At 52.9% G+C, this 13383-nt stretch carries 12 protein-coding genes; 3 read left to right on the top strand and 9 right to left on the bottom strand.

Features of this window, described 5'->3' with window-relative positions:
- Window positions 1-421: 421 nt before the first annotated feature.
- The 3 genes from pgtC to pgtA are packed head-to-tail and all read left to right on the top strand — an operon-like array spanning window position 422 to window position 4819.
- Window positions 422-1576, top strand: coding sequence for a phosphoglycerate transport regulator PgtC (gene pgtC / locus AACS05_RS16675; protein WP_190284579.1), 1155 nt, complete (start codon window positions 422-424; stop codon window positions 1574-1576).
- 11 nt (window positions 1577-1587) lie between these two features.
- Entirely contained in the window at window positions 1588-3582 is a 1995-nt protein-coding gene (gene pgtB, locus AACS05_RS16670; RefSeq protein ID WP_167493947.1) for a two-component system sensor histidine kinase PgtB, read from the top strand.
- Window positions 3572-4819 carry a two-component system response regulator PgtA gene (gene pgtA / locus AACS05_RS16665; protein WP_045445779.1) on the top strand — a complete coding sequence of 416 codons (1248 nt, stop codon included), beginning with the start codon at window positions 3572-3574 and terminating at the stop codon, window positions 4817-4819. The genes pgtB and pgtA overlap by 11 nt, the downstream gene beginning before the upstream one ends.
- Window positions 4820-4934: 115 nt before the next feature.
- On the opposite strand, the gene AACS05_RS16660 is transcribed toward pgtA, so the two are convergent.
- The 9 genes from AACS05_RS16660 to hpaD all read right to left on the bottom strand — a co-directional run bounded on the left by AACS05_RS16660 (window position 4935) and on the right by hpaD (window position 13383).
- Complete coding sequence (locus AACS05_RS16660; protein WP_045445776.1) at window positions 4935-5474, bottom strand: DUF2058 domain-containing protein; 540 nt, start codon at window positions 5472-5474, stop codon at window positions 4935-4937.
- 293 nt (window positions 5475-5767) lie between these two features.
- Window positions 5768-6280, bottom strand: a complete 513-nt coding sequence (locus AACS05_RS16655) for a 4-hydroxyphenylacetate 3-monooxygenase reductase subunit (RefSeq protein WP_045445773.1) — start codon at window positions 6278-6280, stop codon at window positions 5768-5770.
- 19 nt (window positions 6281-6299) lie between these two features.
- Window positions 6300-7862 carry a 4-hydroxyphenylacetate 3-monooxygenase, oxygenase component gene (hpaB, locus tag AACS05_RS16650; RefSeq protein ID WP_045445771.1) on the bottom strand — a complete coding sequence of 521 codons (1563 nt, stop codon included), beginning with the start codon at window positions 7860-7862 and terminating at the stop codon, window positions 6300-6302.
- 174 nt (window positions 7863-8036) lie between these two features.
- Complete coding sequence (hpaA, locus tag AACS05_RS16645; protein ID WP_045445768.1) at window positions 8037-8927, bottom strand: 4-hydroxyphenylacetate catabolism regulatory protein HpaA; 891 nt, start codon at window positions 8925-8927, stop codon at window positions 8037-8039.
- A 9-nt stretch (window positions 8928-8936) separates the two neighbouring features.
- Window positions 8937-10313 (bottom strand): 4-hydroxyphenylacetate permease, encoded by a 1377-nt coding sequence (hpaX, locus tag AACS05_RS16640; protein WP_045445765.1) that lies wholly within the window; start codon window positions 10311-10313, stop codon window positions 8937-8939.
- Window positions 10314-10382: 69 nt separating this feature from the next.
- The gene (gene hpaI, locus AACS05_RS16635) at window positions 10383-11174 is read right to left on the bottom strand and encodes a 4-hydroxy-2-oxoheptanedioate aldolase (protein WP_045445762.1); all 792 of its coding nucleotides are present in this window, start codon (window positions 11172-11174) and stop codon (window positions 10383-10385) included.
- Window positions 11175-11184: 10 nt separating this feature from the next.
- The gene (hpaH, locus tag AACS05_RS16630; RefSeq protein WP_045445759.1) at window positions 11185-11988 is read right to left on the bottom strand and encodes a 2-oxo-hept-4-ene-1,7-dioate hydratase; all 804 of its coding nucleotides are present in this window, start codon (window positions 11986-11988) and stop codon (window positions 11185-11187) included.
- 144 nt (window positions 11989-12132) lie between these two features.
- Window positions 12133-12513 (bottom strand): 5-carboxymethyl-2-hydroxymuconate Delta-isomerase, encoded by a 381-nt coding sequence (locus AACS05_RS16625; RefSeq protein WP_045445756.1) that lies wholly within the window; start codon window positions 12511-12513, stop codon window positions 12133-12135.
- A gap of 12 nt (window positions 12514-12525) precedes the next feature.
- A complete protein-coding gene (hpaD, locus tag AACS05_RS16620) occupies window positions 12526-13383 on the bottom strand; it encodes a 3,4-dihydroxyphenylacetate 2,3-dioxygenase (RefSeq protein ID WP_045445753.1) in 858 nt (285 codons plus the stop codon).

Below are 13383 nucleotides of genomic sequence, written 5' to 3'. Positions count from 1 at the left end.
TTCGGCAAGAAGAGTGAAATAGATGATGAAGAAACTCAAGTTGATGAAATGTGTCAATATTGACTCATTTTGTTGGGAATGCGACTGGATTTGACCCATTTAAATTAAGTGGTCTTTATTTTTGTTATTTTCAGTTGGTTTTTATTATCAGCGTGTGCGGGTATTAACAAAATTGACAGGTGTTTTAAGGTATTCTTTGCTCATGTTTTAGCTTACTGATTGGTTATTTTGATAACAATCTTATCCTCCCTTCGCGGTGCTATCAAACGGGTAACTTTTGTCTCAATATTATTTTTCGAATATGTTGGTATTTATGAACGGGATCACAAACAGGTTTTTCTGTCGGGGATGGATTTTTGCCATCTCGCTCTTTTTTATACCGTTGTTGGCGGCCAGCCTTGCGCAGGGGAAAGAGCTGGTAATGGCGACAACGTTCTCGCCAGGGGCCACGGCCTGGATTATCCAGCGCTGGCAAACGGAGCCTGGGTCGGTGATGATTCGTACGCTCAACCGGACCAGTTCCTCTCTTGAGCAACTGCTTGATACCGCGAATGCGGAAAATGTCGATCTTATTTTGACTTCATCTCCCATGCTTTTGCAGCATCTTCAGGAGCATCAAAAGCTTGCACCTTTTGATAATGCGCTACCAGAAAGCCAGCGGCTGGTACCAGAGTCGATCCGCTCAACGTCCGTGGCGGTGGCAATATCGGGCTTTGGTCTGCTGATTAACCGTTCTGCGCTGGCTGCGCGACACCTGCCGCCCCCGACTGACTGGGGGGACTTAACGCACCCCAGATATCAGGGGGCATTGCTGATGAGTAGCCCGTCGCGCTCCGATACCAATCACCTGATGATAGAATCACTGCTTCAGCAAAAAGGGTGGGAGCAGGGGTGGGCGACGTTGCTGGCAAGTGCCGGAAATCTGGTGACAATTTCGTCACGGAGTTTTGGTGTCGCAGACAAAATTAAGAGCGGACTGGGCGTCGCTGGGCCGGTCATTGATAACTACGCTAATTTGCTGCTTAACGATCCGCATCTGGCCTTTACCTATTTCCCGCATTCTGCGGTTTCGCCTACTTACGTGGCCGTGCTGAAGAACAGTCAGCACGCGAATGAAGCACGCCGCTTCATTCGCTATCTATTGAGTCCGGAAGGACAAAGGATCCTCGCGGATGCCAATACGGGGAAATATCCGGTAACGCAGCTGGCTGCTGATAACCCGCGCGCGAGTCAGCAGGCGTTCCTGTTGAATCAGTCACCGTTAAATTATCGTCTTATCCTGAAACGACAACAGCTGGTACAGCGGATGTTTGATACCGCTATTAGTTTCCGTCTCGCGCAACTGAAGGATGCCTGGCGGGCGTTATACAGTGCGGAAGCGCGCCTGAAACACCCGCTACCTGAAATTAGAGCGTTGTTGACCAGTGTTCCGATCGATCCGCAGAGTAGCGAAGATGAAGCATGGCTTGCCCGGTTTGATAATAAAAGCTTTGCGGAACAGCAGATGATGGAGTGGCAACTCTGGTTTCTTAAAAATCAGCGTCAGGCCATATCGAAACTGGAAGAATTAAAATGAAAACCGGCTCGATACTACAACGCCTTCGCCAGCTCAGCATCAGCAGCAGTCTGCGAGGCGCTTTCCTGACAGGAGCGCTGCTGACGTTAAGCGTGAGCTGTGTCAGTTTGTATTCCTGGCACGAGCAGAGTTCGCAGATCCGTTATTCGCTTAATGACTATTTTCCGCGTGTCCATTCCGCTTTTTTGATTGAAGGGAATCTCAATCTGGTGGTTGATCAGCTTAATGAGTTCCTGCTGGCACCCAACACAACGGTAAGACTACAACTGCGCAACCAGATAATTCAGCATCTGGATAAGATTGAGGCGTTGAGCCAGGGGTTACAGTCAGAGGAGCAACAGCAACTGGTCGTTATTTTGCAGGACAGCCGTGCTTTGATGGCGGAGCTGGACAGGGTGCTCTACAACATGTTCCTGGTTCGCGAAAAAGTTAGCGAACTTTCCGCGCGCATTGACTGGCTGCATGATGATTTTACGACGGAGCTGAATTCCTTGGTGCAGGATTTTACCTGGCAGCAAGGAACACTGCTGGATCAGATTGAAGCGAAGAACGGTGATGAGGCTCAATATCTGAAACGCGCCAGGGAAGTGCAAAATGAACAACAGCAGGTTTACACACTGGCGAGAATTGAGAATCAAATCGTTGATGACTTGCGCGACAGGCTGAATGAGCTGAAGTCAGGTAGCGATGATGGAATGCTGGTGGAGACTCACATTCGCTATCTGGAGAATCTGAAGAAAACGGCAGATGAAAATATTCGAACCCTTGATGACTGGCCCAGTACGATAACGTTGCGGCAAACTATCGATGAATTGCTGGAGATCGGGATGATGAAAAATAAAATGCCCGATACCATGCGCGACTATGTCGCCGCGCAGAAAGCACTCGTGGATGCCAGTCACGCCAGAGAAGCTACGCTCGGACGCTTCAGAACGCTGCTTGAAGCACAACTGGGTAGCAGCCATCAGCAAATGCAGATGTTTAACCAGCGGCTGGAGCAGATTGTTCGCGTCAGCGGTGGAATTATTCTGCTGGCGACTCTTCTGGCGCTGCTGCTGGCCTGGGGATTAAACCACTATTTTATCCGCTCGCGACTGGTGAAGCGTTTTACTGCGCTCAATCAGGCTGTGGTGCAAATAGGTCTGGGTAGAACCGATGCGACCATCCCGGTTTATGGGCGTGATGAGTTAGGACGCATCGCGCGTTTACTGCGTCACACGCTGGGTCAGCTTGGGACGCAAAAAAGGCAGCTTGAGCAGGAAGTCGCGGAGCGTAAGGAGATTGAGTCCGATTTACGCGCGACGCAGGACGAGCTTATTCAGACGGCAAAACTGGCGGTGGTCGGCCAGACTATGACCACGCTGGCGCATGAGATTAACCAACCGCTGAACGCGCTGTCGATGTATCTGTTTACCGCGGGAAGGGCTATCGAACAAGGTCAGTTAGCCCAGGCAAGGAGCACCTTAACCAAAGCAGAAGGGCTGATTACCCGTATTGATGCCATTATCCGCTCACTGCGGCAGTTTGCGCGGCGGGCTGAACCGGGAGCGCCGCTACATCCGGTCGATTTGCGCCAAAATCTCAGTGCAGCCTGGGAGCTGTTAGCTATGCGGCATAAGCCACAGCAGGGCACGCTTACACTGCCTGAAGAAACCATATGGGTACTGGGTGATGAAGTGAGAATTCAGCAAGTGCTGGTTAACGTGCTGGCAAATGCGCTGGATGCCTGCCCGATAGCCGCCGAAATTGAGGTGTCCTGGCAAGTGCAGGGCGACACGCTGAGCGTAATTATCAGTGATAATGGTCCCGGCTGGCCTGCGGCGTTGCTGCCGTCTCTTTTGAAGCCGTTCACCACCAGTAAGGATGTTGGACTCGGGATTGGCTTATCGATTTGTGTATCGTTGATGACGCAGATGAAAGGCGAGTTGCGCCTGGCGTCGACGTTGAGGCGCAATGCCTGCGTAGTACTGCAATTCAACCTGACGGATATAAAAGATGTTGAGTGATGAATATTCTGTTCTGCTAATTGATGATGATGCCGATGTACTTGACGCTTACACGCTGTTGCTTGAACAGGCGGGTTACCGCGTACAAGCCTGTAATAATCCCTTTGACGCAAGAAATTGGGTACCGGCTGACTGGCCTGGGGTCGTATTAAGTGATGTGTGTATGCCGGGGTGTTCCGGGATCGATCTGATGACCTTATTTCATCAGGATGATAATCAACTGCCAATTCTGTTGATCACCGGACATGGAGATGTGCCGATGGCGGTGGATGCAGTGAAAAAAGGCGCATGGGATTTCCTGCAAAAACCGATCGATCCCGGCAAACTGCTGGTGCAGGTCGAGGAGGCCTTGCGGCACCGGCAATCGGTGATTGCCCGTCGTCACTATTGCCAGCAAAAGCTACAGGTTGAACTGGTCGGGTACAGTGACTGGGCAAATCAGTATCGGCAGCGTTTACAACAACTGGCAGAAACAGATATTGCCGTTTGGTTTTATGGTGAGCCTGGTACGGGTCGCATGACGGGTGCACGGTATTTGCATCAACTGGGGCGTAACGCCCAGGGACCATTCATTCGGGAAGAGCTGACATCCGGGAAAGCGGATCAACTTAATGAACTCATCGCCAGGGCGCAGGGAGGGACGCTGGTATTGAGCCATCTTGAGTGTCTGACGCGCGAACAACAACACCATCTGGTTCACCTGCAAAGTCAGGATCAGCGTCCTTTTCGCTTAATTGGCATTGGGGCGACATCGCTGGTAGAACTGGCAGCAACAAACCAAATTGTCGCGGAGCTCTATTATTGTTTTGCCATGACGCAAATTGGTTGCCAGCCACTGTCATTGCGCCCGGACGATATCGAGCCATTGTTTCGCCACTACCTGCATAAAGCCTGCCTGCGGCTGAACCATCCTGTTCCACAGGTAGACACCGAGCTATTGAAAACTATGCGGCGTCGAGCATGGCTAAGTAATGTCCGGGAACTGGCGAATGCCGCGGAGCTTTTTGCCGTTGGATTGCTCCCACTGGCAGAAACCGCCAATCCGCAGATGCACATGTCTGAACCGACACCCCTGGACCGTCGGATCGAAGAGTACGAACGGCAAATAATAACCGAAGCGTTAAATATTCATCAGGGGCGAATTAATGAGGTGGCAGAGTATCTGCAAATACCGCGTAAGAAACTGTATTTGCGGATGAGGAAATATGGACTTAGCAAAGAACACTATAAGTTTTAACGTATTGTTGGTTTGACCTGCCGGTCTCTGGTTCTATCTTCTGGCATATTTTGGTGATCGTTTTAATGATCACCAAAATATGCCAGATTTGCGAATTAATATCTGAGTATTGGGTTTACCACATCAAATCATCAGGCACGATAAAATCAGCGTACGGATCGTCCTCGTCTTTCGCTTCCTGGCTCAATTCGCAATTTAATACAATGTAGCTTGCATCGCGCTGCGCAATCTTATCAGCCACAACTGCTGGTATAATCGCGTATTCGCTATCGCGGTCACTTTCAGCAACCAGACGTGCAATGGCAAGACGTCCTTTGATCAACTGGGTTTGGGTAACCTTATCAACATATATTTTTTTAATAAGATTATTATCGGTAAAGTTATAGCCAATATCGCCATGAGAAATGGTAATTCTGTTCATCTCAATAAGCTGCTTAATCTGCGCTTTATATTCTTTAGATAAGGCAGCTTGTTTTTGCTGTTCACTAAGCTGTTTATCACGCTCAATTTGCGCTTTTTTATTTTCTTCTACCGCTTCTCTGGCTTCGCGAGCCTGAACACGCGATTTTTTAGCCGTTCTTTGCACTTTCGCCATTTTTTTGCTGGTGACTAAGCCAGCTTTCAGCATCTGCTCTTGTAGGGTGAGTTTTGTCATGTTCGTTTCTGAATCCAATAAAATCGTTGTCAGGATTATAACCTCAACGTTCGACGGGATGCCAGATGCGGTAGCTTCGCCAGTCCGCTTCTGAAGCGGAGGCCAGAGCCAGGTAACCTGCAGATCTTCTCACCTCAATCCCATTTGCCGGAGTACGCTGTCAGGTATGAGGGTGAGTAGGCGTAATTATGTGATTGAGATGACTGGAAACTGAGTGATAAATAAGGCGTGGGATTTGTGAAGGATGCCATACAGTACCCTCTCCCGGTGGGAGAGGGCTAAGGCGGCGGAAACTACACCACCATTTCCATTTCCATCTTCACCGGATGGAAACGGCGTTTAAAGTAAATCAGACCGTGTCCTTGCTGGCCCAGGGTAATGTTCCTGATTTCCACCAGATAGACCAGATGGCTGCCGATGGTCTGCACCTGGCTAATCTCACCCTCGAGGCTCGCCAGCGAGCCTTTCAGAACCGGCTGGCCCAGTGTGCCTTTCTGCCAGCATGAAAGGTTGAAACGGTCTTCCATCGCCATACCGGTCATCCCGGCGAAGTGGCGGGCCATCACTTCCTGTTCGTGGTTCAGCACGTTGATACACAGCTTACCGTTGCCCTGAAACACCGGGTTCATCGCGCTATTGCCGTTGATACAGACCATTAGTGATGGTGGCGTATCGGTCACCGAACAGACCGCTGTGGCGGTGATACCGCAACGGCCCGCCTCGCCTTCGGTGGTGATGACGTTAACGGCGGCCGACAGACTGGCCATGGCATCGCGAAAACGCAGACGTTGTTCATCTAATTGCATTGTGACCTCCCGCTGCTGGTTACTTCAGCAGTTTATCCAGCATGTTGATATCGGTATTGTTGTGCAGGTGTGGTACTGTCCAGCCGTTCTGGTCGTATTCAGACAGGCAGCGGTCCACCATCGCCATCATTTTGTCCATGTTGCCGGAGCTTTGGGCCTGACGCAGGCACTGCAGACGAATTTCATCCTGGCTGCCGGAGTAGTTGATTTCATACAGCTCATGCCGACCGCCAAATTCGCTGCCAATAGCGTCCCACATCAGTTTGAGGATCTTAATGCGCTCGACGTGATCCATGCCGTTCGAACCGCGCACGTATTTTGCCAGGTATTCGTTTATCTGTGGGTTGTTGAGATCACGTACGCTGGACGGCAGGTAGATCAGACCGCTGGTTACGCTGCGTTCAATAATGTTTTTGATTTTGGCGTAGGCCATCGGCGCCATCACCCGATAGGTTTGCAGCGCAGCATGATCCGGCAGATACGCGCCATTGACCCACGGCGTTGCTTCGGCGCACATCGAATCGCTCAGCGCCCAGAACATATTGCGCCAGGCTACCACTTCGCCAAGCTCGGCTTGTACGCCACGGAACTCCAGGGTACCGGTGCACTCCAGCGAGCGCTTCAGCAGGGCGGTGATAAAATCAAGTTTCACCGCCAGGCGTACGCAGGCCTGTAACGGATACATACGCGCGAAGCCACCTTCCATCGTCCAGCGACGGCAGCGGTCAAAATCGCGATAAATAAGTACGTTTTCCCATGGGATAAGCACGTTATCCATCACCAGGATCGCATCGTTTTCGTCGAAGCGGCTGGAGAGGGGATAATCGTATGGCGATCCGGTTGCTCCGGCCACCAGCTCATAGGAGGCGCGGGAGATAAGCTTGACCCCTTCAGCATCCATTGGCGCGACGAACATCAGCGCGAAGTCCGGGTTTTCGCCCATCACCTGTGCAGATCCGAAGCCAATCATGTTGTAGTGAGTCAGCGCTGAGTTGGTGGCCACGACTTTCGCGCCGCTGACGATGATTCCGGCGTCGGTCTCTTTCTCCAGCTTGATGTAGACGTCTTTCACTTCGTCGGCTGGCTTATGGCGGTCGATAGGCGGGTTGACGATGGCATGGTTAAAGTACAGGCCGGTTTCCTGAATACGGGTGTACCAGTTGCGGGCGTTCTGTTCAAACTGCCCATAAAATCCTGGGTTCGCGCCTAGCGCACAGCCAAATGCGGCTTTGTAGTCCGGGGTGCGGCCCATCCAGCCGTAGCTCAGACGTGACCATTCGGCGATGGCGTCGCGCTGCTGGCGCAGATCGTCGGCGCTTTTCGCGACGCGGAAGAACTTGTGGGTGTAGCCGCCGCTGCCTGTATCGGTACCCCAGCACAGGGTGTCCTGTAACTCGGGTTTATGCAGCGCATCGTACATCTGGGCAACGGAAGCGGCGGCGTTGCGGAAAGCTGGATGTGTGGTCACATCTTTAACGCGTTCGCCGTAGATATAGATTTCGCGACCGTCCTGCAAGCTCTTCAAATACTCTTCACCGGTTAACGGGCGTTTAACGTCTGCACGGAAATTTTCAGGTTTCATAGGGGACCTCTTCAGTATTAATCGGAGTGTTAAATTTATGTTTTATTTTTGTTGCTCAATTAAGGCGGTTAACGAGGTTTTCGTGAAGAGACTTTTAAGTCAACAGTGGGTACTTTTCAGGTGAGATAGCGTTCTGTGATCCGGGTGTCGTTTAGTTTGTTAGGGCGAAGGGAATCACGACACCGGTATTTTTTTTGTTCTGAACGCGCTTGGTGAACAGCCGACAAGACGGTTGAAAAAACGGGCGAAATAAGCCGGGTCTTTAAAACCCAACTGCCAGGCTATCTCGTTTACCGCGCTATCGGAAAACAGCAGCAGCCGCTTGGCCTCGCGCAGCTGCCTGTCGAAAATCAGTCGCTTGGGCGGGCGATTAGCGAAGCGTCGGCAGATATCGGTCAGCCTTGATTCGGTAAGATGCAGCTCACAGGCGTAGGCTGGCACCGTCCAGTGCTGGTGATAGTGGGTATCGATAAGCTGGTTAAAACGCTGGAATAGTTTTAGCTCGCCGCGCATCCCGCTGGCGGCATGATCGTCAAGTTTCGCATTACGTAATAGCAGGGTGAACACCGCCTGCGCCAGCAGCGTCAGAGTGTGTTCACGTCCCGGCAGTTGCGAGGTTGATTCGCGTTCAATCAACCGCCAGTAGTGCGCCAGTGCCGCCAGCTCGTCGGGCTTATCGGCCAGCGACAGGCAGATACCCGGCAGGCCGAAAGCTTCCCGCGTGCCGGGGTAAAGTACTTCCAGAAGCGGCCAGACCAGATCCTCCCGCATTGTCAGCACGTGACCGTCGCTATCAGGCTCGGTGATAAAGGCGTGCGGCACCGAGGGCGGCGTCAGGACAAACAGCGGTGCCTGAACCGAGTAACGATGATCGTCGAGCTGCAGTTCAATCTGCCCGGTATCGAGGAAGTGCATCTGAAAATACTGGTCATGACGGTGCGCTTGCATATCGCGGCCGAAGAACTCGGCCATGCGGGCAAACGACTGATAATGCACATCTTCCGTCCCCAGACTCTCATCGTACTCTTTGTTGATATCGATATTGGCGACAGGGCTCTGGCACATAGTGGCTCCTTACGGCGTCGCGCGAGGACGCGATTCTTTCATCGGAATAAGCCAGATAATCACCGAGCCAATGACCAGCAGGGCGGCAACGAACCACAAGCCGCTGCTGAAGCTGCCGGTAACATCCTTCAGCCAGCCGATCATCAACGGGCTGATTGCCGATCCGATATTGCCGGTAGCGTTGATTACCGCGATACCGATAGCTCTGGCGCGCAGGCTGATCGACTGATCCGGAGTGGTCCAAAAAATGGCCATTGCGCTAAACGATCCGGTAGAAGCCATCACGATCCCCAGCAATTGGATCAGGTTGTGATCGGTGGCAGAAGCTAACAGCCAGCCCGCAGCGGCAAACAGAAACGGCAGGGCGGTATGATGCTTACGTTCTCGATGTTTATCGGAGTGGCGGCTCCAGTAGATCATCCCGAGGATAGTACAAATCTGCGGGATCGCCGCCAGCAGGCCGATGGTGATATTGCTGCTGCTTTCGTTAAAGCTTTTCAGGATCTGAGGTGTCCAGATACTGATGGCGCTGAGCGTATTGGTCAGACAGAAGTAGGCTAACGTATACATCAACACGATTGGCGTAAACACCTCCCGCCACAGGCTGCGCTGCTGCATGGCGTGATGACTGATCGCCCCTTCCGGTTGTACCAACGTGAGTCGATCGTTATCCATCATCTCCTGCAGGCACTTTTTGTCCTCTGACGTCAGCCATTTTGCCTTCGACGGTGAATCATCAAGCCAGAACCAGACCATAATACCGAGCAGCACTGACGGGAAGCCTTCCAACAGGAACAGCCACTGCCAGCCGCGCAGATCGAGCATACCGTCCATCGACAGAATATAACCGGAGACGATTGACCCCAGTGCGGTGGTGACCGGCATGGCAATCATAAACAGCGCGTTGGCGCGAGCGCGGAAGAAGGCCGGGAACCAGAAAGTCAGGTACAGCAGAATACCGGGAAGGAAACCGGCCTCGGTTATCCCCACCAGCATACGCAGGAGATAGAGACTGTTCGGGCCGGTGGCAAACATGGTGGCGGTGGAGGCGATGCCCCACAGCACCATAATAGTGGCAATCCAGCGGCGAGCGCCGACGATGCTAAGCATCACGTTGCTGGGGATGCCGAAAATCACGTAGGTGACATAAAACAGGGTGGTAGCAAGGCCAAACATGGTGGCGTTAAGACCCAAATCCTGCCCCATGGTTAATCCGGCAAATCCAATATTGATGCGATCTAAAAATGAAAAGATAAACAGCACGAACAAAAATACGATCAGGCGGCGAAACAATTTGTTAATAACCGACTGCTGTTGCGCAGTCAGCTGCTTGTGCTGATTTGCCGGATCAAACTTTTCCGGGATGGCAGATGATGTGTCGCTCATTATCATTTTCCTCTAATGGGAATTTTGTAGGGTACTGCGGGTTGCCGGGGGGCGCTGTGCCACCTGGCATTAGTAGACGCCTGATGAACCTGGCGCGTTTATTTCCAATCCGAATCGCATGGCGAGGGCTTCTGCGCCACGTGCCAGCAGGGTGGTATCGACACCGATGGCTACAAACAGTGCGCCAAGCTCCAGATAGCGCTTTGCCAGCTGTTCATTGGCCATCAGGATCCCTGGTGCTTTACCCGCAGCGCGAATTTGTGCGATAGCGTGTTCAATGGCTGCCTGTACTTCCGGATGCTGCGGATTGCCGCTGAAACCCATATCGGCGCTAAGATCTGCCGGGCCGATAAACACGCCATCGACATCGTCAACGTCGAGAATCTGCGGCAGGTTTTTCAGCGCTTCGCGGGTTTCGATTTGCACCAGTACGCACATCGCGTCGTTGGCCTGATGGATGTAATCCGGGATGCGGTTCCAGCGCGAAGCGCGGGCGAGCGCGCTGCCGACGCCGCGAATGCCAGCGGGCGGATAGCGGGTGGCTTTCACCGCCAGCCGGGCTTCGTCGGCGTTCTGTACCATCGGTATCAGCAGGGTTTGCGCACCGATATCCAAGAGTTGTTTAATCTGTACCGGGTCGTTCCACGATGGTCGCACCACCGGTTGGCTGGGGTAGGGAGCGATCGCCTGAAGCTGGCTCAATACCGTTTGCACGTTATTCGGTGCATGTTCGCCATCGATCAACAGCCAATCGAATCCGGCCCCGGCCAGTAGTTCAGCGCTGTAGCTGCTGGTTAGCCCCAGCCACAGGCCAATCTGCGGACGGCCCGCTTTTAAGGCTTCTTTAAAAGCGTTATTCATTATGTTCCCCTTAAACAAAGCGGCAGCTAATCGCGCCCATGTTGCCGTAGTCGACGTGGAAGGTATCGCCCTTGCGCGCGGGTACCGGACGAGTGAAGGAGCCGCCGAGAATAACCTGCCCGGCTTCCAACTGGACGTCGTACGGTGCCAGCTTATTCGCCAGCCAGGCCACGCCGTTGGCCGGGTGATTCAACACTCCAGCAGCGACGCCGGTCTCTTCGATCACGCCATTGCGATAGAGCAGGGCGGAGATCCAACGCAGATCCAGCTCGTCGGGTTTAATGGGGCGACCACCGAGGATCACCCCGGCGTTAGCAGCGTTATCGGAAATCGTGTCAAAGACTTTGCGTGGACGCTGGGTTTCCGGGTCGATGTTGTGGCAGCGGGCGTCGATCAGCTCCAGCGCAGGGATCACATAGTCGGTAGCGTTGTAGACGTCGAACAGGGTGCAGTTTGGCCCGCGCAATGGTTTTGCCAGCACGAAGGCCAGTTCGACTTCGATGCGTGGGACGATAAAGCGGTCAGTAGGAATATCGCTGCCGTCGTGGAAAAACATATCATCCAGCAGTGCGCCGTAGTCTGGTTCGCTAATCTGTGAGCTGGCCTGCATCGCTTTTGAAGTCAGGCCGATTTTATGTCCTTTCAGCACGCGACCTTCGGCGATTTTCATGTTTACCCATTCGCGCTGCACAGCGTAGGCGTCTTCAATGGTGATCGTCGGGTGATCCAGCGAGATAGCACGGATCTGTTCGCGCTGTTTTTCCGCCTGGTTTAGCCGTTGGGCGATTAGAGTATGGGTATGTTTATCAAGCATAATTGCTTCCTGTTACGTCATTCGGTGCTGCTGCGCCGGATAAGACGCAGGTGTGTCTTATCCGGCTTACGGTTTGATATTGCTTCGTATTTTTTTGCCTTTTGCAGGCCCGGTAAGCGCAGCCCCACCGGGCGAAAAGGCGTACTATTTAAACAATGCGTGTACGTTATTTTGTTTGTAATTCAGTGTCGGGTGCAGCTCGCTGATTTCAAACGACAGCGCCAGGTAGCGGCTCTCCATCAGCGTGGCGAAATGGGCCTTAATCAGCGTAAACAACATATCGCCCACGTCCTGACGACTTTCCAGGCTGCGTCCGGAGCCGATTTTTAGCGTCATGTGTACAAAGGCGTAATCATGCAGACCGTCTGCCATTTGCCAGGTATCCAGCCAGATGGCGCGGCTGCGAATGCCGCCGATGGGAAAGATGCCGGTCGCCGCCAGCGCTTCGTTCACTTTGCCGAACAGTCCCGGTAAGTTGGCCTGTTCGCGGATGTTATCGGTACATTCGGCGATAAAATGCGGCATTCTGAATCCTCCTTATGCCTGTTCGGGCAGTGGGAATACGGCGTTGACCTGGCCGGTACCGGAGCTGGCGAATAACTCGGTAATAAACTCTACTTTGCCGTCATAGCTGTCCCAGCCCAGCAGACCGAGCAGCATCACCGTGTCGTGCATATTGCCTTCGCCGTAGCAGTAGTCGGCGTACTCCGGCAGCATGTCGCAGAACTCTTTGAATTTGCCCTCGCGCCACAGCTTGATTACGCGCTCGTCCATCTGGTGGTCGAACTCACGGGTATAGCTGTTCATCCCTTCTTCGGCGCGCTGGTCATCGATAAAGCGGTGTGACAGTGAGCCGCTGGCCAGAACTGCCACGGTGCCGTCATATTTCTCAATCGCTTTCAGAATGGCTTCGCCCAGTTTGCGGCTGTCGGCGAAATCGTGGACGGTGCAGAACGCGGAGATCGACACTACTTTGAAATGTTTATCACTGTTCATGTAGCGCATCGGAACCAGCGTGCCGTACTCCAGCTTAAGGCTTGGGATGTTGTGCGCTTTGGCACGCACGCCGAGCTTGACCGCTTCGTCGGCGATAAGGTGGCCCAACGCCGGGTTGCCGTCGTAATCGTAAGTCATGTCGCGGATAAAATGCGGCAGTTCGTTACTGGTGTAGACGCCCTGAAAATGGTCAGCACAGTTAATGTGGTAGGCGCTGTTGACCAGCCAGTGGGTATCAAAAACGATGATTGTATCGACGCCCAGCTCACGACACCGCTTGCCGATTTCTTTGTGCCCATCGATAGCTCCCTGACGGCAGCCGTGGTTTTTACCCGGCAGTTCAGAGAGATACATTGACGGCACGTGAGTGATTTTTGCTGCTAATGCTAACTTTCCCAT

Source organism: Citrobacter sp. S-77 (genome assembly GCF_963864895.1).
GTDB classification, from domain to species: domain Bacteria; phylum Pseudomonadota; class Gammaproteobacteria; order Enterobacterales; family Enterobacteriaceae; genus Citrobacter; species Citrobacter murliniae.
Note: the sequence above shows the minus strand (reverse complement) of the source record. Positions and strands in the feature narration are given on the sequence as shown.